Source organism: Streptomyces sp. NPDC048584, assembly GCF_043199595.1.
Classification (GTDB): domain Bacteria; phylum Actinomycetota; class Actinomycetes; order Streptomycetales; family Streptomycetaceae; genus Streptomyces; species Streptomyces edwardsiae.
In genome coordinates, this window is the sequence record NZ_JBICWF010000001.1 from 316,902 (window position 1) to 340,135 (window position 23,234).

The 23,234-nt window shown below is 71.3% G+C and carries 16 protein-coding genes; 4 read left to right on the forward strand and 12 right to left on the reverse strand.

The genetic code is table 11. From position 1 onward, the window contains the following. Window positions 1–8: 8 nt before the first annotated feature. Window positions 9–1,139: an ADP-forming succinate--CoA ligase subunit beta gene (gene sucC, locus ACGFR9_RS01290; RefSeq protein ID WP_393201746.1), complete on the reverse strand. Its 1,131-nt coding sequence runs from the start codon at window positions 1,137–1,139 to the stop codon at window positions 9–11. A 191-nt stretch (window positions 1,140–1,330) separates the two neighbouring features. On the opposite strand from sucC, the gene ACGFR9_RS01295 reads away from it, so the two are divergent. The 4 genes from ACGFR9_RS01295 (at window position 1,331) to ACGFR9_RS01310 (ending at window position 7,909) form a co-directional block, all read left to right on the forward strand. Beyond that, complete coding sequence (locus tag ACGFR9_RS01295) at window positions 1,331–3,013, forward strand: thiamine pyrophosphate-binding protein (protein ID WP_393201748.1); 1,683 nt, start codon at window positions 1,331–1,333, stop codon at window positions 3,011–3,013. Window positions 3,014–3,024: 11 nt separating this feature from the next. Next, entirely contained in the window at window positions 3,025–4,257 is a 1,233-nt protein-coding gene (gene frc, locus ACGFR9_RS01300; protein WP_393201750.1) for a formyl-CoA transferase, read from the forward strand. Window positions 4,258–4,261: 4 nt separating this feature from the next. Beyond that, window positions 4,262–6,406: an acetate--CoA ligase family protein gene (locus tag ACGFR9_RS01305; RefSeq protein WP_393201752.1), complete on the forward strand. Its 2,145-nt coding sequence runs from the start codon at window positions 4,262–4,264 to the stop codon at window positions 6,404–6,406. Window positions 6,407–6,529: 123 nt separating this feature from the next. Next, window positions 6,530–7,909, forward strand: a complete 1,380-nt coding sequence (locus ACGFR9_RS01310) for an OFA family MFS transporter (RefSeq protein WP_393201754.1) — start codon at window positions 6,530–6,532, stop codon at window positions 7,907–7,909. Window positions 7,910–7,991: 82 nt separating this feature from the next. Here ACGFR9_RS01310 and ACGFR9_RS01315 read toward each other — a convergent pair whose 3' ends face one another. From ACGFR9_RS01315 to ACGFR9_RS01365, 11 genes are all read right to left on the reverse strand, one after another. After that, a complete protein-coding gene (locus ACGFR9_RS01315) occupies window positions 7,992–9,179 on the reverse strand; it encodes a sugar phosphate isomerase/epimerase family protein (RefSeq protein WP_393201756.1) in 1,188 nt (395 codons plus the stop codon). Window positions 9,180–9,293: 114 nt separating this feature from the next. Next, window positions 9,294–10,673: an alkaline phosphatase family protein gene (locus ACGFR9_RS01320; protein ID WP_393201758.1), complete on the reverse strand. Its 1,380-nt coding sequence runs from the start codon at window positions 10,671–10,673 to the stop codon at window positions 9,294–9,296. Next, window positions 10,670–11,839: a metabolite traffic protein EboE gene (eboE, locus tag ACGFR9_RS01325; RefSeq protein ID WP_393201760.1), complete on the reverse strand. Its 1,170-nt coding sequence runs from the start codon at window positions 11,837–11,839 to the stop codon at window positions 10,670–10,672. The genes ACGFR9_RS01320 and eboE overlap by 4 nt, the downstream gene beginning before the upstream one ends. Before the next feature lie 3 nt (window positions 11,840–11,842). Then, window positions 11,843–12,691: a TatD family hydrolase gene (locus tag ACGFR9_RS01330; protein WP_393201761.1), complete on the reverse strand. Its 849-nt coding sequence runs from the start codon at window positions 12,689–12,691 to the stop codon at window positions 11,843–11,845. Continuing rightward, complete coding sequence (locus tag ACGFR9_RS01335; protein WP_393201763.1) at window positions 12,691–13,401, reverse strand: EboA domain-containing protein; 711 nt, start codon at window positions 13,399–13,401, stop codon at window positions 12,691–12,693. The genes ACGFR9_RS01330 and ACGFR9_RS01335 overlap by 1 nt, the downstream gene beginning before the upstream one ends. A gap of 14 nt (window positions 13,402–13,415) precedes the next feature. Continuing rightward, on the reverse strand, window positions 13,416–14,477 hold the full coding sequence (locus ACGFR9_RS01340) for a sugar phosphate isomerase/epimerase family protein (RefSeq protein WP_393201765.1): 1,062 nt from the start codon (window positions 14,475–14,477) through the stop codon (window positions 13,416–13,418). Then, window positions 14,474–15,580: an SCO3242 family prenyltransferase gene (locus tag ACGFR9_RS01345; protein WP_393201767.1), complete on the reverse strand. Its 1,107-nt coding sequence runs from the start codon at window positions 15,578–15,580 to the stop codon at window positions 14,474–14,476. Before ACGFR9_RS01345 ends, ACGFR9_RS01340 begins: the two co-directional genes overlap by 4 nt. A gap of 62 nt (window positions 15,581–15,642) precedes the next feature. Continuing rightward, window positions 15,643–16,806: an inositol-3-phosphate synthase gene (locus ACGFR9_RS01350; RefSeq protein WP_393201769.1), complete on the reverse strand. Its 1,164-nt coding sequence runs from the start codon at window positions 16,804–16,806 to the stop codon at window positions 15,643–15,645. 154 nt (window positions 16,807–16,960) lie between these two features. Beyond that, the gene (locus tag ACGFR9_RS01355; protein ID WP_393201771.1) at window positions 16,961–20,674 is read right to left on the reverse strand and encodes a ThuA domain-containing protein; all 3,714 of its coding nucleotides are present in this window, start codon (window positions 20,672–20,674) and stop codon (window positions 16,961–16,963) included. Between the two features lie 267 nt (window positions 20,675–20,941). Then, on the reverse strand, window positions 20,942–21,940 hold the full coding sequence (locus ACGFR9_RS01360; RefSeq protein WP_311644917.1) for a sugar phosphate isomerase/epimerase family protein: 999 nt from the start codon (window positions 21,938–21,940) through the stop codon (window positions 20,942–20,944). 15 nt (window positions 21,941–21,955) lie between these two features. Next, a complete protein-coding gene (locus ACGFR9_RS01365) occupies window positions 21,956–23,164 on the reverse strand; it encodes a Gfo/Idh/MocA family protein (RefSeq protein ID WP_393201773.1) in 1,209 nt (402 codons plus the stop codon). Window positions 23,165–23,234 lie beyond the last annotated feature (70 nt).

Sequence of the window (23,234 nt, forward strand, 5' to 3'; positions counted from 1 at the left end):
CGGTCTCCTCAGGGTGTGGTGGCGAGGCGGGCGGCCCGGCTCGCGGCGCCGTCCATGGTGCTGACCTGTTCGACGAGCGGGTGCCGGTGCTCGTCGAGGATGGCCCGTCCCCGGGCCGCGTTGTTGCCGTCGAGCCGTACGACGAGCGGTTTGGTGAGCCGTACGGTGTCCAGGGCGCGGACGATGCCGTCGGCGACCGCGTCGCAGGCGGTGATGCCGCCGAAGACGTTGACGAAGACGGACTTCACGGACGGGTCGGAGAGGATGACCGACAACCCGTCCGCCATGATCTGGGCGGAGGCGCCGCCGCCGATGTCGAGGAAGTTGGCGGGCCGGGCTCCGCAGCCCGCCACCACGTCGAGGGTGGACATGACGAGTCCGGCGCCGTTGCCGATGATGCCGACCTCGCCGTCGAGCTTGACGTAGTTGAGGCCCTTCGCGGCCGCCGCGGCCTCCAGCGGGTCGTGGTGGTCCGCGTCGTCGGCGCCCCAGCGGGCCTGGCGGAAGACGGCGTTGCCGTCGAGGGTGACCTTGCCGTCGAGGGCCATGATCCGGCCGTCGCGGGTACGCACGAGCGGGTTGACCTCGACGAGCAGGGCGTCCTCGCGTACGAGGACGTCCCACAGCCGGACGAGCACGTCGACCGTCTGCGGCGGCAGTCCGGCCGCCTCGGCGATACGGGACGCCGTCGCCGACGTGACCCCCTCGGCCGGGTCGACGGGGACCCGCGCGACCGCCTCGGGGCGGGTCGCCGCGACCTCCTCGATGTCCATGCCGCCCTCGGCGGAGGCGATCGCGAGGAAGCGGCCGGCGGCGCGGTCGAGGACGTAGGAGACGTAGAACTCCTCGGCGATGTCGACGGGCTGGGCCAGCATCACCGTGCCGACCGTGTGGCCCTTGATGTCCATGCCGAGGATCTGACGTGCCGTGAGCTCGGCGGCGGCCGGGTCGGCGGCGATCTTGACGCCACCCGCCTTGCCCCGTCCGCCTGTCTTGACCTGCGCCTTGACGACGACGCGGCCGCCGAGCCCGCGGGCTATCTCGCGTGCCCGTTTGGGCGAGTCGGTGACCTCGGCCCGCGGCACCACGATGCCGTGTTCCGCGAAGAGTTCCCTTGCCTGGTGTTCGTACAGGTCCATCTCGGCTCCTGTCTGCGACGTCGCCGGAAGGTCCGGGGAGAGGCTGGAGACCGGCGACCGAAAAGTGCCGCGCACCCCCTGGACACCACCCATCGGATGCGGGATAACAAGCTTCATACAGTATTCGTCGACTGTATGCAATGTACCGCGAGAGCGTTCCCCGCCCCCTAGGAAGGGACAAGGACTTCGCCATGCCCGACGACACCCAGGACGTCATCTCAGGCGGTCACCTCGTCGCCAAGGCCCTCAAGGCCGAGGGCGTCGACCGCATCTACACGCTGTGCGGCGGCCACATCATCGACATCTACGACGGCTGCGTCGACGAGGGCATCGAGGTCGTCGACGTACGGCACGAACAGGTGGCCGCCCATGCCGCCGACGGCTACGCGCGCATCACCGGAAAGCCCGGCTGCGCGGTCGTCACGGCCGGACCGGGAACGACCGACGCCGTCACCGGGGTCGCCAACGCCTTCCGCGCGGAGTCCCCGATGCTGCTGATCGGCGGTCAGGGGGCGCACACCCAACACAAGATGGGGTCGCTGCAGGACCTGCCGCACGTCGACATGATGACCCCCATCACCAAGTTCGCGGCGACCGTGCCGGACACCGCGCGGGCGGCGGACATGGTGTCCATGGCCTTCCGCGAGTGCTACCACGGCGCCCCCGGCCCCTCCTTCCTGGAGATCCCGCGCGATGTGCTGGACGCCAAGGTGGCGGTGTCCAAGGCGCGGGTGCCGCGGCAGGGCGCCTACCGGGCGTCGACCCGCTCGGCCGGCGACCCCGAGTCGGTCGAGAAGCTGGCCGATCTGCTGGTACACGCCGAGAAGCCGGCGATCCTGCTCGGCAGCCAGGTGTGGACCACCCGGGGCACCGAGGCGGCCATCGAGCTGGTGCGCACGCTGAACATCCCGGCGTACATGAACGGCGCGGGGCGAGGCACGCTCCCGCCCGGCGACCCGCACCACTTCCAGCTGTCGCGCCGGTACGCCTTCTCGGGCGCCGACGTCATCGTGATCGTCGGTACGCCCTTCGACTTCCGCATGGGATACGGCAAGCGCCTCTCCCCCGACGCGACCGTGGTGCAGATCGACCTCGACTACCGCACGGTCGGCAAGAACCGCGACATCGACCTCGGCATCGTCGGCGACGCGGGGCTGGTGCTGAAATCGGTGACCGAGGCGGCTTCCGGACGGGTGAACGGCGGCGCGTCCCGTCGCAAGGAGTGGATGGACGAGCTGCGGGCGGCCGAGCAGACCGCGCTGGAGAAGCGGCTGCCGCAACTGCGCTCGGACGCCTCCCCCATCCACCCGTACCGGCTGGTCAGCGAGATCAACGACTTCCTCACCGAGGACTCGATCTACATCGGCGACGGCGGCGACATCGTCACCTTCTCCGGGCAGGTCGTGCAGCCCAAGTCACCCGGGCACTGGATGGACCCGGGGCCGCTGGGCACCCTCGGCGTCGGCGTCCCCTTCGTGCTCGCCGCCAAGCAGGCACGGCCCGACAAGGAGGTCGTCGCCCTCTTCGGCGACGGCGCCTTCTCCCTCACCGGCTGGGACTTCGAGACCCTCGTCCGCTACGACCTCCCCTTCGTCGGCGTCGTCGGCAACAACTCCTCGATGAACCAGATCCGCTACGGCCAGGCCGCCAAGTACGGCAAGGAGCGCGAGCGGGTCGGCAACACCCTCGGCGACGTCCGGTACGACCGGTTCGCGCAGATGCTGGGCGGCTACGGCGAGGAGGTCCGCGACCCCGCCGACATCGGCCCCGCCCTGCGCCGGGCCCGTGAGTCCGGAAAGCCGTCGCTGATCAACGTCTGGGTGGACCCCGACGCGTACGCCCCCGGAACCATGAACCAGACCATGTACAAGTGAGGTGCACGCCCATGACCCCCAAGGCACTTGAGGGCATCCGCGTCCTCGACATGACGCATGTCCAGTCCGGCCCCTCCGCGACCCAGCTGCTGGCCTGGCTCGGCGCGGACGTCGTCAAACTGGAGGCGCCCACCGGCGACATCACACGCAAGCAGCTGCGCGATCTGCCGGACGTCGACTCCCTCTACTTCACGATGCTCAACTGCAACAAGCGGAGCATCACCCTCAACACCAAGACCGAACGCGGCAAGGAGATCCTCACCGAGCTGATCCGGCGCTCCGACGTCATGGTCGAGAACTTCGGGCCGGGCGCGGTCGACCGGATGGGATTCACCTGGGACCGCATCAAGGAGATCAATCCACGGATCGTCTATGCCTCCGTCAAGGGGTTCGGGGACGGCCCGTACACCAACTTCAAGGCGTACGAGGTCGTCGCCCAGGCCATGGGCGGGTCGATGTCGACCACCGGTTTCGAGGACGGGCCGCCGCTGGCGACGGGGGCCCAGATCGGGGACTCGGGCACGGGTGTGCACGTGGTGGCCGGCATTCTCGCCGCCCTCTTCCAGCGGGAGCGCACCGGGCGCGGGCAGCGGGTGAACGTGGCCATGCAGCACGCGGTGCTCAACCTCTGCCGGGTGAAGCTGCGCGACCAGCAGCGCCTGGCCCATGGTCCACTCGCCGAATATCCCAACGACGACTTCGGCGACGAGGTTCCCCGGTCCGGGAACGCGTCCGGCGGCGGCCAGCCCGGCTGGGCGGTGAAGTGCGCGCCGGGCGGCCCGAACGACTATGTGTACGTCATCGTGCAGCCCGTCGGCTGGAGGCCGCTCAGTGAGCTCATCGGCCGGCCCGAGCTGGCCGACGACCCCGAGTGGGCGACGCCGGAGGCCCGGCTGCCCCAGCTGAACAAGATGTTCCAGCTGATCGAGGAGTGGTCCTCGACGCTGCCCAAGTGGGAGGTGCTGGAGCGGCTGAACGCGCACAACATCCCGTGCGGGCCGATCCTGTCCACCAAGGAGATCATCGAGGACCGTTCACTGGTCGCGAACGAGATGGTCGTCACCGTCCCGCACCCCCAGCGCGGCGAGTTCGTCACCGTCGGCAGCCCGCTGAAGCTCTCCGACTCCCCCGTGGACGTACGCAGTTCCCCGCTGCTCGGCGAGCACAACGAAGAGGTCTACGTAGGCGAACTCGGCCTCGGGGACGAGGAACTGCGCCTGCTCAAGTCGAACGGGGTGATCTGAGGTGATGGCCGGGGAACGGACACCGAAGGTGCGCGCGCTGCTCGACGCCGTGCGCGCCGAGGGGCGCACCGCGCTCACCGCGCCCGAGGGCAAGGTGATCGCCGACGCGTACGGCATCGCCGTGCCCGGTGAGGAGCTGGCGGCGGACGTCGACGAGGCCGTGGCGTACGCGGCGCGGTTCGGCGGGCCCGTGGTGATGAAGATCGTGTCGCCGGACATCCTGCACAAGACCGACGCCGGCGGTGTGATCGTCGGAGTGGAGGGGGCTGCTGACGTCCGCGCCGCGTTCTGCCGGATCGTCGAGAACGCCCGCGCGTACGCTCCCGGCGCCCGGATCGAAGGCGTGCAGGTGCAGGAACTGCTGCCGAAGGGGCAGGAGGTCATCGTCGGCGCGGTCACCGATCCGACGTTCGGGAAGGTGGTGGCGTTCGGCCTCGGCGGGGTGCTCGTCGAGGTGCTGAAGGACGTCACCTTCCGGCTGGCACCGGTGGACGCCGACGAGGCGCTGTCGATGCTGGACTCGATCCGCTCGGCGGAGATCCTGCGGGGGGTGCGCGGCCAGGCGGGCGTGGACCGGTGGGCGGTCGCCGAGCAGATCCGGCGGGTGTCACAACTCGTCGCGGACTTCCCGGAGATCGCCGAGGTCGACCTCAACCCGGTGATCGCGACGGCGGACGGCGCGGTCGCCGCCGACATCCGTGTGATCCTCTCCACCGAGACGCCGAAAAAGCGCCGCCGTTATACGCGCGAGGAGATCCTCACCTCGATGCGGCGGCTGATGCAGCCGCGTTCGGTAGCGGTGATCGGGGCCTCCAGCGAGTCCGGCAAGATCGGCAACTCCGTGATGCGCAATCTCGTCGACGGCGGCTTCGCCGGGGAGATCCATCCGGTGAACCCCAGGGCCGATGACATTCTCGGCCGCAAGGCGTACAAGAGTGTCACCGACGTTCCCGGTGAGGTGGATGTGGCGGTCTTCGCGATCCCCGCCCGGTTCGTGGCCGCGGCGCTGGAGGAGGTGGGGCGCAAGCGGATCCCGAACGCCGTCCTGATCCCCTCCGGGTTCGCGGAGACGGGTGAGCACGAGCTCCAGGACGAGATCGTGGCGATCGCCGAGCGGCTCGGCATCCGGCTGCTGGGCCCGAACATCTACGGCTACTACTCGACCTGGCAGGACCTGTGCGCCACGTTCTGCACGCCCTACGACGTCAAGGGCGGGGTGGCGCTGACCAGTCAGTCGGGCGGCATCGGGATGGCCATCCTGGGCTTCGCGCGGACGACGAAGACCGGCGTGTCGGCGATCGTCGGTCTGGGCAACAAGTCGGACCTGGACGAGGACGACCTGCTGACCTGGTTCAGCGAGGACCCGCACACCGAGTGCATCGCGATGCACCTGGAGGACCTCAAGGACGGGCGCGCGTTCGTCGAGGCCGCGCGGGAGACCGTGCCGAAGAAGCCGGTCGTGGTGCTGAAGGCGGGGCGTACGGCGGCGGGCGCGAAGGCCGCCGGCTCGCACACCGGCGCGCTGGCGGGCGACGACGCCGTGTACGACGACATCCTGCGGCAGGCCGGCGTCATCCGCGCGCCCGGTCTGAACGACATGCTGGAGTACGCGCGCGCGTTGCCGGTGCTGCCCGCTCCCCAGGGCGACAACGTGGTGATCATCACCGGGGCCGGCGGCAGCGGCGTACTGCTGTCGGACGCGGTGACGGACAACGGGCTGTCGCTGATGGAGATCCCGGCCGACCTGGACGCGGCGTTCCGGGAGTTCATCCCGCCGTTCGGCGCCGCGGGCAACCCCGTCGACATCACCGGGGGCGAGCCTCCGTCGACGTACGAGGCGACGATCCGGCTGGGGCTGGAGGATCCGCGCATCCACGCGCTGGTGCTCGGCTACTGGCACACGATCGTCACCCCTCCCATGGTCTTCGCCGAACTCACCGCGAGTGTGGTGGCCGAGTTCCGGGAGCGCGGGATCGAGAAGCCGGTGGTGGCGTCCCTCGCGGGTGACGTGGAGGTGGAGGAGGCCTGCCAGTACCTCTTCGAGCACGGGGTCGTGGCCTACCCGTACACCACCGAGAAACCGGTGGCCGTACTGGGCGCCAAGTACCGGTGGGCGAGGGCCGCGGGCCTGTTGGGGGGCGGCTCATGACGTGAGACGGCGAGGGGCCGGCCGGCGGGTGCGCGCCGGCCGGCCCCGGGGACCCGCGCGCGCACGAAAGGCATTGGACAGGGGGCGCTGGCCAGAACTTTCGACGCTAGGGGTGCAATCGACATGACAACCACCGATGTCTCACGGGTCGCCGCCTACCGGGAGGTGACCGACAGAAACGGACGCGTCTACCGCGTGGGCGAGTCCGACATCGACATCATGGGGCGCAAGCGCAAGTGGATGGTCATCCTGCCCTGGATCGGCATGATGGGCATCTCCTCCGCCGAGTACGCGTTCGCGTCCGCCGAGGACACGCTCCATGAGGCCCACAACTGGTCCAGCGGCAGCATCTACTGGATGATGACCGCCTGGGTGTTCTGCCAGGCCGCGGTCGCCTTTCCGGCGGGGCGGCTGCGTGAGAGCGGCAAGCTTCCCGCGCGCTGGGCGATGATGCTGGGCTCGGCCGGCACTCTGCTCGGCTATCTGTCGCTGGCGTTCGCGCCGCACGTCGCGCTCGCGTTCATCGGGTTCGGCGTCTTCAGCGGTATGGGCGCGGGAATGGTGTACGCGACCTGCGTCAACATGGTCGGCAAGTGGTATCCGGAGCGCAGGGGCGGCAAGACCGGCTTCGTCAACGGCGGTTTCGCCTACGGTTCGGTGCCGTTCGTCTTCATCTTCCACGGCTACATGGACGGCTCCAACTTCCGCTGGGTGCTGGTCGCGTGCGGGCTCTTCCTCGCCGCGATGGTGGCCGTCGCCGGCTTCTACTTCCGGGACCCGCCGAAGAACTGGTGGCCGGCCGCCATAGACCCGCTGAACCCGCCGGACGACCCGCGCGCCCGGCGTTCGCTGGAGAAGAACCCGCCGGCCGTCAAGCAGTACTCCCCGCTGGAGGCCTGGCAGACGGGCCGGGTGGCGCTGATGTGGTTCTGTCTCGCCTGCACCTCGGGCGTGAACATCTTCGGCATCGCCTTCCAGGTCGACATCGGTGAGGACGCGGGCTTCGCGGCCGGCATCGTGGCCACCGCGATGTCGCTGAAGGCGATCGTCAACGGCACCGGACGCGGCGTCATCGGCTGGCTCTCCGACCTGTACGGCCGCAAGCAGTGCCTGCTGTACGTGTGCGCCATTCTGGGACTGGCCCAGTTCGGCATCATCTGGTCGGCCGAGATCAAGAACCTGCCACTGTTCCTCATCTTCTCGGCCGTCTCGGGCTTCGGCGGCGGGGCCATCTTCCCGATGTTCGCGGCGCTGACGGCGGACTACTTCGGCGAGAACAACAACGCCACCAACTACGGGATGGTCTACAGCTCCAAGCTCGTCTCCGGTCTGGGCGCGGGCATGGGGGCCGTGGTCGTCGGCGCCTGGGGCTACAACGGCGCCTTCACCCTGGCGGGCTGCATCTCGCTCTTCGCCGGGATCGTGGCACTGTTCCTGCATCCGCCGGGACGCACCAAGGACAAGCACGTCACGCCCAACCCGCGGCCGCTCGGCGAGGGCTGACCCGACGGAGCCTCCCCCCCACACACGGACCGGGCGGCCCCTCCCGCAGCGCGCGGGAAGGGCCGCCCGGTCCGTGCCCGGCTCAGTGGCGGCGCTTGCGCAGGGCCGCCATGTTGTCGTAGCTGATCTTGGCCTCACGCAGCGACTGCGCGGGGTCGGTGGCGCTCGGGGAGTTGTCGTCCTCGACCATCGGGTTGTGGTAGTTCCGCTCCCCGACCCGGGAGAAGAAGGTCGTGTAGTCGATGACCCCGGTGCCGAAGGGCACCATGTCGTAGCCCATGCCGTTGGTGGTGCTGACGACGCCGTCCTTGGCGTGGAACAGCGGGTAGCGCCGGTTGTTGCGGGTGACAAGTCCCGCCGGGTCGAAGACGTTCTTCCGGGTGGAGCCGTCGTGGGCGGTGTACGTGTGGAACTTGTACTGGGCGACGTGCGCCCAGAAGATGTCCATCTCCAGCCAGACCACCCTCGGGTCGGTGATCTTGAGGAAGTACTCCAGCTTGCGGATGCCGGAGCTGCGGGTCGGCCGGCCCTGGTCGTCCAGCGGGCCGCCGTCGAGCAGGAAGCCGTAGGCGCTGTCGTGGTTGTGGGTGTAGAGCTTGATGCCCTCGCGGTGGGCGATCGCGCCGAGGGCGTTCCACTTGTCGGCGGCCACGTCCCAGTCGGCGCGGTACGAGCTGCCGGTGGGGTCGCCACCGGTGCCCATGTGGTCCATGCCGAGGATGTTGGCGATCTCGAGGTGCTTCTTGAAGGTGTCCTTGTCCGCCGTGGTCAGCGGCCAGGAGGACGGGATGAAGCCGTGGTTGCCCTGGGCGCGCAGTCCGTAGTCGTCGAGCCAGCAGCGCAGCAGCCTGGCGCCCTCGACCGACTCCAGGCTCGCGCCGCCCGGGGCGTTGGCGTGCTGGTTGTAGCCGGCGAACTCCACCTGGCGGTAGCCGTGGCGGGAGAGCTGCTTGAACACCTCGCGGAAGCCGGAGGGCAGGTCCGAGGCGAGCGGGTCGCGGGCGGTGGCGTCACGGACGGTGTAGAGGATGATGCCGCGCTTGTGCGCCGGGACGAGCACCTGCCCCTGACCGTGGCCATGGCCGTGGTCTCTGTCCCGGCCGTGGGCCAGGGCGGGGGCGGCGCCGAAGACGGGGGCCGCGACGGCTCCGGCGGCCACGGCGGTGCAGGTGCTGAGGAAACGGCGCCGGCCGACGCCGAGGGTACGGCGCAGTGCCTCGTCCGGGGTGTCGGCGGCTTCGGTGCGCGAGGGGTCGGGGTTCGGGGTCACGGGGGCCTGCCTTCTCGGTCGTGGCCGGTTCCGGTCCCGCCGGGACCGGCCCTTGTCAGTGCCGTGTGTTTCACTCTCGGTAGTCGGATGTCGGGTGCCGTACCGGAGGGTGCGTCAGCCGAGTCCGGCGAGCCGGAGCAGGAGTTGTTTGACATCGGTGGCCGCGACGCGGTCTCCGACAGCGCGGGGGGTGGAGCAGATGAGGAGCGGACCGTCGTCGTCGCTCGCGGGGAGGCGGCCGTGGCTGCCGCGAATAGGTGAGGGGTCCAGGGGCACGACCGCCATGCGGTAGCGCATACCGAGCTTCTTGCGGGCCAGGGCGCCTGCCGCCTTGACCTTGACGTAGGGGTCGAGGGGGTCCATGAACAGCTCGACCGGGTCGTAGCCGGGTTTGCGGTGGATCTCGACGAGCTGAGCGAAGTCGGGCGCGCGGTCGTCGTCGAGCCAGTAGTAGTACGTGAACCAGGCGTCGGGTTCGGCTACGGCGACGAGCTCGCCGGCGCGCGGATGGTCGAGGTGGTGGGCCTTCTTGCCCTCGTCGTCGAGGAGCTGCTCGATGCCGGGCAGTCCGTCGAGGGCGGCGCGGGTGGCGTCGAGGTCCTCGGGGCGGCGCACATAGACGTGGGCGAGCTGGTGGTCGGCGACCGCGAAGGCGCGGGAGGCCATCGGGTCGAGGTACTCCATGCCGTCCTGCGTGTGCACCTCGAGGAGACCGGCGCGGCGCAGGGCGCGGTTGATGTCCACGGGCCGGTTCACGCGGGTGATGCCGTACTCGGACAGGGCGACGACGGTACGGCCCTCGGCGCGGGCGTCGTCGAGCAGCGGGGCCAGGGCGGCGTCGAGGTCGGCGGCCGCCTTCAGGGAGCGCGGGTCGTCGGGGCCGTAGCGCTGCAGGTCGTAGTCGAGGTGAGGGAGGTAGCAGAGCGTCAGGTCGGGACGGCGGGTGCTCATGATGTGACGGGTGGCGTCGATGATCCACTGGCTGGACACCAGGTCGGCGCCGGGGCCCCAGAAGTGGAAGAGGGGAAACGTGCCGAGTTTCGCGGTGAGTTCGTCGTGCAGGGCGGGCGGCCGGGTGTAGCAGTCGGGTTCCTTGCGGCCGTCGGCGTAGTAGACGGGGCGGGGGGTGACGGTGATGTCGGTGTCGGCGCCCATCGCGTACCACCAGCAGATGTTGGCGACGGTATAGCCGGGGTGGGCGCGGCGGGCGGCGTCCCAGAGTTTGTCGCCGGCGACGAGGCCGTTGTGCTGCCGCCACAGCAGTACGTCGCCGAGCTCGCGGAAGTACCAGCCGTTGCCGACGATGCCGTGCTCGGAGGGCATGGTGCCGGTGAGGAAGGTGGACTGGGCGGCGCAGGTGACGGCGGGCAGGACGGTGCCGAGCGGGGCGCGGGAGCCGGACTGTCCGAGCGTCTTGAGGTGGGGCATGTGGTCGAGGAGACGGGGGGTGAGGCCCACGACGTCGAGGACGAGCAGGGGGGTGGGTCCGGTCATGGGAGTTCCTTGAGGCCGAGGTCCGTCAGGAGGTCGCGAGCCAGGGTGAGTTCGGCGGCGATGCCGTCGGCGAGCTGGGTGCGCCCGCGGGGGCGCAGCTCGGGCGGGAGGGCCTGCCAGGTGTAGGTCTCGACCTCCAGATGGCGGGTGAGCGGGTGCGGGCCGCCGACGAGCCGGGTCAGGACGGACTTCAGTACGGGCAGCGTGGAGGTGAGGGGCGCGGCGGGTGCCGCGTGCAGCGGGACGTGGAAGTGGGAGCGCCAGGGAGCGGCGTCGGGCAGGGTGTCGCCGGCCAGCGCCTCGCCGAGGTCGTCGGTGCCGCGCAGCCCGGCCGGAGTGGCCGTGCGGGTCTGGTGCAGGAAGCGGGGTTCGGCGAAGGCGGCCAGGGCCTCACGGACCTCGGGGAGGTGGGGGTGTTCGGCGTGCAGGGCGGCGGAGAGCTGGGACTTGACCACGGGCACACCGGCCCGGGTGAGGTCGTCCAGGGCGGTGTGCGGGTCTTCGAAGGAGGTGGCGAGGTGGCAGGTGTCGACGCAGATGCCGACGCGGTCGTGGGCGACGGCGGTGAGCGGGGCGATGGCGTCACGGGTGGTCTCGACGACGCAGCCGGGTTCCGGTTCCAGGGCGATACGGATGGAGCGTCCGGTCAGTTCCTCGAGGGCGTCGAGGCGTTCGGCGAGGGTGCGCAGGGCGGTACGGGCCGTCTGCGCGCGCTGCTCGTCGTAGGCGGTGCGCCAGGCCAGCGGGAGAGTGGAGATGCTGCCGTCGGTGACGTCGTCGGGGAGGAGTCCGGCGAGGAGGCGGGCCAGGGAGGTGGTGTGTTCCAGGCGCTCGGGGTCGGCCCAGTCCGGTGTGTAGACGCGGTACTTGACCTCCTGGGCGCCGAAGCCCTCGTAGGGGAAGCCGTTGAGGGTGACGACCTCCAGGCCGCGCCGGTCGAGTTCGCAGCGCAGTCCGCGCAGCGCGGACGGGTCGGTGACGAGGGCCCGTGCGGCGTCCTTGGCGAGCCACAGGCCGATGCCGAGCCTGTCGCGGCCGAGGCGGCGGCGGACGGGTTCGCAGTGGTCGCGGAGCTGGGCGAGGACACCGTCCAGGGTTTCGGCGGGGTGCACGTTGGTGCAGTAGGCGAGGTGGACGGTGGAGCCGTCGGGGTGGCGGAAGCGCATGGCTCACGCCCCGCCGCGCAGGATGGAGTTGCCCTCGTGCGTGGCGTCGGCCGAGGTCACGTCCAGTTCCAGCCGTCCGCTGAGCCCGTAGAAGGCGACGGGGTTGCGCCACAGCACCCGGTCCACGTCGTCCTCGCCGAAGCCCTCGGCGAGCATCAGGTCGCCGACCTTGCGGGTCTTGAGCGGGTCGCTTCTGCCCCAGTCGGCGGCGGAGTTGACCAGGACCCGCTCGGGGCCGTACTCACGCAGCAGGGCGACCATCCGGACCTCGTCCATCTTGGTGTCCGGATAGACGGAGAAGCCGAGCCAGGCGCCGGAGTCCTTGGCCTCCTCGACCGTCGTCTCGTTGAGGTGGTCGACCAGCACCCGGTCCAGGGGCAGGGCGGACTCGCGCACCACGTCCAGGGTGCGGCGCAGGCCGGTGAGCTTGTCGCGGTGCGGGGTGTGCACGAGGGCGGGCAGGCCGTGGTCGGCGGCGAGCTGGAGCTGGGCGGCCAGGGCGGTGTCCTCGGCGGGCGTCATCGAGTCGTAGCCGATCTCGCCGACCGCCACGACCCTGTCCTTGACCAGATAGCGGGGCAGTTCGTCGAGGACGGGCAGGCACCGGGGGTCGTTGGCCTCCTTGGGGTTGAGGGCGATGGTGCAGTGGTGGGCGATGCCGTACTGGGCGGCGCGGAAGGGTTCCCAGCCGAGCAGGGCGTCGAAGTAGTCGCGGAAGGAGTCGGGAGAGGTGCGGGGCTGGCCCAGCCAGAAGGAGGGTTCGACGACGGCGCGGACGCCGGCGGCGTGCATGGCCTCGTAGTCGTCGGTGGTGCGGGAGGTCATGTGGATGTGGGGGTCGAAGATGCGCATCAGGACTCCTTGCCGTGGGGGTCGGCGGTGCCGGGCGCGGCAGGCTCGGTCCCGGTCAGGGCCAGGACGCGGTGCAGGTCTTCGGGGACGGTGCGGCCCGCGGCGGTGCGTTCGGCGGCGTAGTCGGCGAGCATGCGGGAGAGTTCGTCGTCGCCGTGGGCCCGGCGGGCGAGGTCCGCCACGCGGTCGACGGGGACGCCGGTGAACAGGCACTTCAGTACGGCGTGCCGCCACTGGTGGGTGCCCAGGTGCCGGGCGGCGTACGGGCCGAGGGCGGCGGCGACGAGCCGGGTGTCGTTGGTGCGCAGCGCGTCCTCGACGAGCGGGAGGGCGTCCGGCCCGGGCACGAGGTGGGGCAGCGCGTACAGGACGGCGCGGCGTTCGTCGGCGGTGCCCTGGGAGTAGACCCGTCTCAGGGCGTCCGTGTCGGCGCGGGCGGCGTGCAGGACGAGGACCCGGGCGGCGTCCGCGTGGGCGGGGCCGCAGCGGCGGCCGGCCTCGGCGAGGCGCAGCTCCCACACCGAGATGGGCCCGTGGGTGCCGGGGTGGGCGGCGGCCTCGTCGAGGGCCTGGTCCAGCCAGGCGCGGGCGGCTCCGTCGAGCTCGGCGGTAAGGGCTGCACGCAGACCGGTGGGCGGGACGTGGGCGGGGGTGGTGCCCTGGGGGTCGTGCCCGGCGGGGGTGACGTGGCCGGCGTCGTGCTGCGTCATGGGTGTGGCTCCCTTCAGCGGGTGGCGGAGGGCTCGCCCGGGCGGTGTGTGAGGGGGGGCGCCGCCGCGGCCCCGCGGAGGAACGGGAGGGAGTGGGCGGCGAAGTGGGGGCCCGCGTGGGAGTGGCGGGGCAGTTCGACGACCGTCAGGCCCTGGTAGCCGGTGGCGGCGAGGGCCTCGAGGACGGGCGGGAAGTCGATCTCGCCGTCTCCGAAGGGGAGGTGTTCGTGGACGCCCCGGCGCATGTCCTCGATCTGGACGTGGCGCAGCCAGGGGGCGGCGTCGCGTACGCAGTCGGCGGGAGGGAGGGGTTCGAGGCACTGGCAGTGGCCGATGTCCAGCGTGAGGCCGAGGGGCTCGGGGTCGCCGAGCGTGCGGCGCAGGTGGTGGAAGTCGGCGAGGGTGGCGAGGAGGTGGCCGGGTTCGGGTTCGACGGCGAGGGGGACGCCTGCGCGGGCGGCGGCGTCCAGGACGGGGGTGAGGGTTTCGGCGAGGCGTTTCCAGGCGGTGTCCTCGTCGGTGCCGTCGGGGACGATGCCGCTGAAGCAGTGCAGGGCGTGCGCGCCGAGGTCGGCGGCGACACGGACCGCCCGCAGGAGCAGGTCGACGCGGCGGGCGCGGTCGTCCGGATCGGGGTCCAGGAGCGAGGGGCCGTGTTTGCGGCGGGGGTCGAGCACATAGCGGGCACCGGTCTCGACCGTCACGCCGAGCCCGAGTTCGTCCAGGCGCCGCGCGACCTTGCGGGTGCGGGCGGCGAGGTCGGGGGCGAGCGGGTCGAGGTGCATGTGGTCGAGGGTCAGGCCGACGCCGTCGTAACCGAGGTCGGCGAGGAGCGCGAGGGCGTCGTCGAGCCGGAGGTCGGCGAGCCCGTTGGTGCCGTAGCCGAAGCGGAGGGGGGTGGGCGGGTTCGTGCCCCGTGCCGCGTCGGCACGTCCGCCCCGGCCGACGTCCCGGGGCGTGTCCGTACGTGCGGCTCGGCCCATGTCCCGGACCGGGTCACCGCTCGCGTCCCTGCTCGCCTGCGGGGCCGGGACACGAGCGTCACCGCTCGCGCTCTGGTTCGGGTTCGCGGTCACGTGATGCTCACCTTCCTCATGGCGGCCCTCCTCGCGAACATCCGCCCGGCCGGGGCCAGGGCCGCGACCAGGAGGGAGGTGGCACTCGCGCCGGAGCGGGCGGCGAGGGCGGCCTGGAGCGGGATGGTGGCGCGGATGCCACCGCCGACGGCGCGCTGGGTGAGCGGGGGTGACGGGTTGAGCGTGGCGTGGAAGTAGGGCCGGGCGGCCGTGGCGGCGTAGGCGGCGGCCAGGGCGGTGGCGAGGACGCCGGCGGGGCCGGAGCCCGGCAGGCCGGGGGCGGCTGCTGCCCGCCGGCCTGCCGGGAGTCGGGTACGGCGGTGGGTGGCGACCAGCCGGGTCAGCACCCCCGTCGTCGCGAGGGCCGCCAGCGGGGCCAGGGCCGAGCCGCCGGTGGTCTCCCTGCGGGAGACGGCCGTGACCGCGAGGGTGTGCGTGCCGAGCAGCGCGGCGGAGGGCAGTGCGGCGCGGGTGCCGCCGCTGGTGGCGGCGGCACCCAGGAGCAGGTCCAGTCCGCGGGCGGCGGCCATCGCCGCGGGACCGGCGGGCGTGTGCTTCAGGCCGAGGTCGTAGGCCCACACGGTCGCCGCCAGCGGCACGGCCACCGTGAGCGCGGGGCGTCCCGCGCGGGCGGCGAGCGCGAGTCCGGCACCCGTGAGGGCACCGGCGGCGGTGAGGGCGGCGGCCGGCCGGATACGGCCGGACGGCAGCGGGCGGTGCGGCCGCTCCACGGCGTCCTCGGCGCGGTCCGCCCAGTCGTTGAGGGCCATGCCGGCCTCGTACAGGCACAGGGAGGATCCGACGGCGAGCAGCGTGCGCGGTCCGGGGCGCACCCCCGCCGCGGCGGCGCCGGCGAGGGCGTCACCGGGGACGGTGAACAACGCGGGCAGTCGCAGCAGTTCCGCCCACGCGGTCGCGCGGCCCGTCGTGGTCCTGTGCGGGTGCGTTGTGGTTGTTCGCGCAGTTCCCCGCGCCCCCGGGGAATCGGCCTGCACGGAGTCGCCTTCTGCGGGTACCTCGTGCGTATCGACCGTCGCGGTCTGGCGCGGGTGTGCTGGGGCTGATCGCGCGGTTCCCCGCGCCCCCGGGAAGTCGGCCTGCACGGCAGCGTCCTGTACAGGCCCGCCCCGTGCGGGTATGTCGTGGGCGTCGGGCGTCGGGCGGGTCACCGGTGGGCCTCGGGGGCGGAGGTGTCGTCCCGCAGTCGTTCGGCGAAGTGCCTCAGCTCCGTGTACTGCTCGGCCAGGGAGGACGGGCCGTCTCCCACCGGGTCCTTGAAGTAGAAGCCCAGTTCGGCCAGGGGGCCGGTCAGGCCCTGCTGGTGGGCGCGGACCGTCAGGCGGGCCAGGTCGAGGACGAGGGGCGCCGCGAGGGACGAGTCGCAGCCCTGCCAGGTGGTCTGGAGGATCATGCGGGCGCCGAGGAAGCCGTCGAAGGCGATGTGGTCCCAGGCGGTCTTCCAGTCGCCGAGGGCCGGTACGTCGTCGATGTGGACCTCGCCCTCGGGGGTGGTGCCGAGGGTGTCGGCGAGGACGCGTTCCTTGCCGGCGTTCTTCGCGGCGGCGGCCGCGGGGTCGGCGAGGGCGGCCCCGTCGCCGCCACCGAGCAGGTTGGTGCCGGACCAGGCGCGTACGGCGAGGGCGCGCTGCAGGAACATCGGGCCGAGGACGGACCGCAGCAGGGTCTGCCCGGTCTTGCCGTCGCGGCCCGCGTACGGCAGACGGGAGGACTCGGCGAGTCCGGCGAGCGCCGGGTGGTGCAGCCCCGTGGAGGGGGTGAAGTTGACGTAGGGGCAGCCGGCGCGCAGGGCGGCCGCCGCGTAGAGGGAGCTGGGCGGGAGGCTGCCGTCGGCGGGGGCCGGTTCGGTGGAGGCGACGTTGACGACGACGGCGCCCTCGAGGTCCTGGCGGCGTACGAAGTCGCGGATGTCGGCGGCGAACACGTCGATCCACTCGTCCTGGGTGCGCCCGGTGTCGCCGGGCGGCGGTCCGCCGGGCCTGATCTCCCGGTCCGCGGCGATGAGTTCGGCGTGTACGGCGGCGGGCAGGCCGTGCGGCAGGACCCCGCCCTCGGCAAGGTGCTCGGCGCGCTTGGGCAGCGGGCAGTCGACGGTGTCGTGCCCGCCGAAGACGAGGGACGACAGCGCGGGGAGACGGGCCGCGGCGAACGGGGCGGTCTCGGTGACCATGCCGGTCGGCGGGTGGAGTCCGGCGGCAACGGCGGCGCAGCCCGCGATCGCGGTCGTGGCGACGGAGCCGCGTGCGCCGATGAGCCAGACGCCGAAGCGGGGGGCCGGGGAGGTGGTGGGGAGGGACGGTTCGGCGGACATGGGCAGCCTCCTTGTCGTACGCGAACCTGGTGCGAGTGCCGGTGGGGGGACGAGCGGGGTGCCGGGCGCGGGCCCGGCGGGACGGCGGGCGGAGGTCCGGCGTCCTCCGCCCGCCGCCGTTCCGGTTGCCCCCCGGGTCAGGGGGCGGGGTGCCCTAGGAGGGCAGTTCCTTCAGCTGGATGTCGCGGAAGGAGACCTGGTCGTCGGCGCCGTGGTTCTGCAGACCGATGTAGCCGTCGGTCAGGCTCCGCTCGGGGTCCTTGTTGGTGAAGTCGTTGATCTTGACTCCGTTGAGGAACACCTGGAGGCGTTCGCCCTTGACCCTGATCTCGTAGGAGTTCCACTGGCCGGGTGGCCGCAGCACCTGGTCCCGGGCCTTGATGTCCGCCGACTTGAAGGAGTAGACCGCACCGGTGGTGCGGTCCACGGCATCCGTGGCGTCGATCTGGATCTCGTAGCCCTTGTTCACCGCGGACCAGGGGTCGTCGGAGGCCGGGAAGCCCACGAAGATCCCGGAGTTGTCGTCGCCCCGCATCTTCCAGTCGAGCTTGAGGGAGTACGACGTCAGCTCCTTGGCCTGGTACCAGAGCAGGCCCATGCCGCCCTCGGACTGCAGGGTGCCGTCCTTCACGTCGAACTTGCCGGGGCCGGCCTGCTTCCAGCCGTCCAGGGTCTGGCCGTTGAAGATCTCGCGGTAGCCCTTGTCCGGCTTGCAGTCCGCCTTCACCTGGCCGGTGGCGTACCGCAGACCGCCGAGCAGATGGTTGCGGAAGGCCTCGTCGGCGTACGACTCCTTGGTGTGGCCGCCGCCGGTGTAGAAGGAGCGGCCGCCGCCGTAGCTCTGGCACCAGGCGATCGGGTGGTCACCCTTCATGGTGCCGCCGGAGTAGGTGGTCTCGTCGAGGGTGGCGAGGACCTTGGCCTGCTCACGCGGGTTGGTGCGGTAGTTGTACCACTCGTCGGTGCGCTCCCAGGCGTCGTCCAGGTGCGCGGTGGACGGGTGGTCGTGGTCGTGGACGCGCACGGTGGCCTTCTGGATGGCCGGGTGCGAGTCGAAGTAGGCGCCGACGAGTCCGCCGTAGAACTCCCAGTCGTACTCGGTGTCGGCGGCGGCGTGGATGCCCATGTAGCCGCCGCCGTTCTTGACGTAGTTCTCGAACGCCGCCTGCTGCTCGGCGTTCAGGACGTCACCGGTGGTGGACAGGAAGGCGACCGCGTCGTACTTGGCGAGGTTGGTGGTGGTGAACTGCCGGGCCTCCTCGGTCGCGGTGACCGAGATGCCGGCCGGGGCGCCGAGTTCCTTGAGGGCGGCGATGCCCTCGGGGATGGAGTCGTGCCGGAAGCCCGCGGTCTTGGAGAAGACCAGGACCTTCTTGCCCTTCTTGAACGGCTCGGTGGAGAACTCGAAGTCGTCCACGTCGTACAGGGCGCCGTCACCGCCGCGGAAGACCAGGTAGATCTCGGTGGTCTTCTTCGGCAGGGACCGCAGCGGCACGTCGACGTTCTGGAACGTCTCCCAGCTGCCGGTCGGCGGGATGTACGCCGAGCCGTGCAGCTTGCCGGTGGGCGAGCCGGTGCGCAGCTCGATGTAGCCGCCGGAGCCGCCGGAGGAGGCGCGTACGGTCAGCTTCTTCTGGCCCTTGAACAGGTAGGGGCTGAAGGAGATCCAGTCGCCGTCGTTGATGTCGCCGACGGTCTTGCCGCCGTTGGCCTCGGCCTTGTCGAAGATGTTCACACCCGACTGGGCGCCGAAGTGCTCGGCCTGGCGGTGCAGCGGCTGGATCACGGTGCGGGCGGTGCCGGTCAGGGCCTCCTGGCCATTGGCCCCGCCGTCGGTGTAACTGGCGCCGACGACACCGTAGATGTTGGCGTTGGGGTCGTGACCGCCGTCCCCGGCCGGCGGGTTGAGGGTGCCTTCACAGCCCATCTCGCTGGTGAGCTCGTGGGCGTGGGAGTCGTGGCCGAGGCTGTAGGCGACCTTGACCTTGGAGCAGTCGATCGTCTCCTCGGGGTCGGTGACGGTCACCTTGAACGGGACGGGCTGCCCGAAGGGCGCGAGGCTGCCGTTGCCCGGCACCGTGATCTTCACCGTGGGCGCGGTGTTGCCGACGACGATCCGGGTGCTGGCGCTGCCGGTGTTGCCCTCGGGGTCCGTCGCGGTGAAGGTGGCGGTGTAGGTGCCGACCTTCTTGTACTTGTGGGTGGGGGTGAGTCCCTCGCCCTTGGTGCCGTCGCCGAAGTCCCAGGCATAGGTGAGGTCCGGGGAGTCGGCGTCGTTCGCGGTGCCGGTGAACTTGACCTTCAGGCCCGCCGCGCCGGACGTCCTGTCCGCGCTGACGCCGGCGATCGGGGAGAAGCCGTCCTCGGCGTTCTCGATCCGGTACAGCGCGGAGTCCTTGTCGCCCTGGAACCAGGAGAGTCCGTAGTCGAGGACGTAGAGCGCGCCGTCGGGGCCGAACTCCATGTCCATGATCTGGGTGCCGGTCCACGGGAAGTCGTTGATCTTCGCGACCGTGCCGTCCTCGTTCTGCTCGATCCGCTTGATCCAGCGGCGGCCGAACTCACCGGCGAAGAAGTCGCCGTCGTACGCCTCGGGGAACTTCACCGAGGAGTCGAGCTCGGGGTCGTAGCGGTAGACCGGGCCGCCCATCGGGGACTCGGAGCCGGTGCCGAACTCGGGGACGGAGGCGCCGTCGTAGGGGATCCAGGCGGTCTGCGCGGGGGGCAGGTCCTCGATGCCCGTGTTGTGCGGCGAGGTGTTCTTCGGGGCGGCGCAGTCGAACTTCGGTCCGGAGGCGCCGGTGGCGAAGTCGTAGTCGTTGTAGGCGTCGTTGTCGCCGGTGCAGAACGGCCAGCCGAAGTTGCCGGCCTTCGTCACCTTGGCGAACTCGACCTGTCCCGCGGGGCCGCGGTCCGGGTCGGCGGCGCCCGCGTCGGGGCCGTAGTCACCGACGTAGACGGTGCCGGTCGGCTTGTCGATGTTCATCCGGAACGGGTTACGGAAGCCCATCGCGTAGATCTCGGGGCGGGTCTTCTCGGTGCCCGGGGCGAAGAGGTTGCCCTCCGGGACGGTGTACGAGCCGTCCTCGGCGACCTTGATACGCAGGATCTTGCCACGCAGGTCGTTGGTGTTGCCGGAGGTGCGGCGGGCGTCGAACGCCGGGTTGCGGTCGCCCCGTTCGTCGATCGGCGTGTAGCCGTCGGACTCGAAGGGGTTGCTGTCGTCGCCGGTCGACAGGTACAGGTTGCCGTCGGCGTCGAAGGCGATGTCGCCGCCGACGTGACAGCAGATGCCACGGGAGGTCGCGACGTCGAGGACCTTCTTCTCACTCGCCAGGTCCAGTGTCCCGTTGGCGCCCAGAACGAAGCGGGAAAGACGGTTGACGCCGTCGAACTTCGCGAAGTCCGCGGCGGTGCCGGTCGACGGGGCGTCGCCCGCGGGGGTGTCCAGCGGCGGGGCGTAGTAGAGGTAGATCGCCCGGTTGTTCTCGAAGTCCGGGTCGATGCCTACGCCTTGGAGGCCTTCCTCGTCGTGGGTGTAGACGGGGATCTTGCCGGCCACCTTGGTGACGCCGCCCTGGTCGGTGAGGCGCAGTGTGCCGTCGCGGGCGGTGTGCAGGACGCTGCGGTCCGGGAGCACGGCGAGCGACATCGGCTCGCCCGTCTCGGGTTCGCCCTTGGCGAGCGGCACCTGCTGGAACTGCCCCTCGGCGGCTGCCGGTTCGTCGTGTTCCGGGTGGCCGGGGTGGGCGCCGGCGACGGTCGCGGGAGCGCCGACGGCCAGCAGCAGGCCGGTGAGCAGGGCAAGGCCGGTACGAAGTCTGGGGCGCTGTGAGGCGTGGGCGGATTTGAGTCTGGTTCTGTGCACGAAGTCCCTCCGGGAACGGGGTGGGGCCGTACGGAACGGGTGCGTGGGCAAGCGGTGCGTGCGGGCGCCGGGGTGCGCCGTCACCCCGGAGGCGTGGGTGTCCTGAACACTTCAGGGACGGTAACCGCCTTCCATCGGGGCCGACACCCCTTGGACCAGGACCTGTTGAACTTTTTCCCAACTCAGGACAAAGCGGGATACGGGCAGGCCGGACCCGGGGACCGGCGGTTGTCCCGGTCCCCGTCCCCGACCTGTGGCCGGCTCGGGTCAGCTGTTGAACGCGGCGTCGAAGGAAGCGCTGGGCGGGTCGAAGTCGAACGCCTTGAGGCGGGTGAGCGCCTCGGGGGCGCCCTGCAGCCGGTCCATGCCGGCGTCCTCCCATTCGACGGAGACGGGACCCTGGTAGTCGATGGAGCGCAGCATGCGGAAGACGTCCTCCCAGGGGACGTCGCCGTGGCCGGCGGAGACGAAGTCCCAGCCGCGCCGGGGATCGCCCCACGGCAGATGGGAGCCGAGGCGGCCGTTGCGGCCGTCGAGGCGCTTGCGGGCCTCCTTGCAGTCGACGTGGTAGATCCGGTCGCGGAAGTCCCACAGGAAGCCGACCGGGTCGAGGTCCTGCCACACGAAGTGGGACGGGTCGAAGTTGAGCCCGAACGCCGGCCGGTGGCCGACGGCCTCCAGGGCGCGTACGGTCGTCCAGTAGTCGTAGGCGATCTCGCTGGGGTGGACCTCGTGCGCGAAGCGCACGCCCTCGGCGTCGAAGACGTCCAGGATCGGGTTCCACCGCTCGGCGAAGTCCTCGTAGCCGCGTTCGATCATCGACTCGGGGGCGGGCGGGAACATGGCGACCAGATGCCAGATGGCGGAGCCGGTGAAGCCGATCACGGTGTCGACGCCGAGGAGGGCCGCGGCACGCGCGGTGTCCTTGATCTCGGCGGCGGCCCGCTGCCGTACACCCTCGGCGTCGCCGTCGCCCCAGATGCGGGCGGGCAGAATGGCCTGGTGGCGTTCGTCGATGATGGCGTCGCACACCGCCTGCCCGACCAGGTGGTTGGAGACCGCCCAGCATTTCAGGCCGTACTTCTCCAGGAGCTGGTGGCGTCCGGTGACGTACGCCGGGTCGGCGAGGGCTTTGTCCACCTCGAAGTGGTCACCCCAGCAGGCGAGTTCAAGGCCGTCGTAGCCGAAGTCGCGGGCGAGTCGGCAGACCTCCTCCAGCGGCAGGTCCGCCCACTGGCCGGTGAACAGCGTGAAGTTGCGCGGCATGCGTATCCGTCCCTCTCAGGCGGCGATCGATGTGTAGACGGAGTTCTTCTCGGCGCTCTCCTCCACCGCCGCGAGGACGCGCTGCACCTGGAGCCCGTCGGCGAAGGAGGGTTCGGGCGCACGGCCCTCGGCGACCGCGTGGACCAGGTCGCGGGCCTGGTGCACGAAGGTGTGCTCGTAGCCCAGGCCGTGGCCCGGCGGCCACCATGCCTCGAGGTAGGGGTGCTCGGGTTCGGTGACGAGGATGCGGCGGAACCCGCCGTGCGTGGCGGGCTCGGTGCCGTCGTGGTACTCGAGCTCGTTGAGCCGCTCCAGGTCGAAGGCCAACGAGCCGCGCTCGCCGTTGAGTTCGATGCGCAGGGCGTTCTTGCGTCCGGTGGCGTACCGGGTGGCCTCGAAGGAGGCGAGGGCGCCGGAGGCGAACCGTCCGGTGAACAGGGCGGCGTCGTCGACGGTGACCTGTCCGGTGCCGACCGCGGAGACGGCGGCCAGACCGCTGCTGGGCCCGGTGGGCAGCGGCCGCTCCCGTACGAACGTCTCGGTGAGCGCCGAGACGCCCGCCAGCCGCTCGCCGGCCAGGTACTGGGCCAGGTCGACGATGTGCGCGCCGAGGTCGCCGAGGGAACCGGAGCCGGCGTGCTCGCGGCGCAGCCGCCAGGTCAGCGGGAACTCCGGGTCCACCAGCCAGTCCTGCAGATAGGCGACCCGCACGTGCCGCAGCGTGCCGAGCCGGCCCTCGGCCACCATCCGCCGGGCCAGCGCGGTCGCGGGGACCCGGCGGTAGTTGAAACCGACCATCGCCAACTGACCGCGTGCGGTGGCCTCTTCGGCGGCACGGGCCATGGCCTCGGCCTCTTCCACGGTGTTGGCGAGGGGTTTTTCGCACAGCACGTGCTTGCCGGCGGCGAGTGCGGCGAGGGCGATCTCGGCGTGACTGTCGCCGGGGGTGCAGATGTCGACGAGGTCGACGTCGTCCCGTTCGACCAGGGCGCGCCAGTCGGTCTCGGTGCCCGCCCAGCCGTGCCGGTCGGCCGCCGCGCGGACGGCGTCGGCGTCCCGGCCGCAGATCACCGCCATCTCGGGGCGCAGCGGCAGATCGAAGACGCGTCCCGCGGTGCGCCAGCCCTGGGAGTGGGCGGCGCCCATGAAGGCGTAACCGACCATGCCGATGCGCAGCGGTGGCTTCCCCGTCTCCGCCCCGTCGGACGCTTGCGGCTGTGCCATTCGGATGTCCTCCTCGTCGTCGTGGCGGGCGGGGGCGGCCCCCGCCCGGTGGGCTGGTCAGGCCCGTGGG

Coding starts and splice junctions, on each gene's coding strand:
- ACGFR9_RS01330 (WP_393201761.1), bottom strand. CDS start 12,691: ATGCGCATCTTCGACCCCCACATCCACATGACCTCCCGCACCACCGAC.
- eboE (WP_393201760.1), bottom strand. CDS start 11,839: ATGCGCTTCCGCCACCCCGACGGCTCCACCGTCCACCTCGCCTACTGC.
- sucC (WP_393201746.1), bottom strand. CDS start 1,139: ATGGACCTGTACGAACACCAGGCAAGGGAACTCTTCGCGGAACACGGC.
- ACGFR9_RS01310 (WP_393201754.1), top strand. CDS start 6,530: ATGACAACCACCGATGTCTCACGGGTCGCCGCCTACCGGGAGGTGACC.
- ACGFR9_RS01305 (WP_393201752.1), top strand. CDS start 4,262: ATGGCCGGGGAACGGACACCGAAGGTGCGCGCGCTGCTCGACGCCGTG.
- frc (WP_393201750.1), top strand. CDS start 3,025: ATGACCCCCAAGGCACTTGAGGGCATCCGCGTCCTCGACATGACGCAT.
- ACGFR9_RS01350 (WP_393201769.1), bottom strand. CDS start 16,806: ATGTCCGCCGAACCGTCCCTCCCCACCACCTCCCCGGCCCCCCGCTTC.
- ACGFR9_RS01295 (WP_393201748.1), top strand. CDS start 1,331: ATGCCCGACGACACCCAGGACGTCATCTCAGGCGGTCACCTCGTCGCC.
- ACGFR9_RS01335 (WP_393201763.1), bottom strand. CDS start 13,401: ATGACGCAGCACGACGCCGGCCACGTCACCCCCGCCGGGCACGACCCC.
- ACGFR9_RS01320 (WP_393201758.1), bottom strand. CDS start 10,673: ATGACCGGACCCACCCCCCTGCTCGTCCTCGACGTCGTGGGCCTCACC.
- ACGFR9_RS01365 (WP_393201773.1), bottom strand. CDS start 23,164: ATGGCACAGCCGCAAGCGTCCGACGGGGCGGAGACGGGGAAGCCACCG.
- ACGFR9_RS01360 (WP_311644917.1), bottom strand. CDS start 21,940: ATGCCGCGCAACTTCACGCTGTTCACCGGCCAGTGGGCGGACCTGCCG.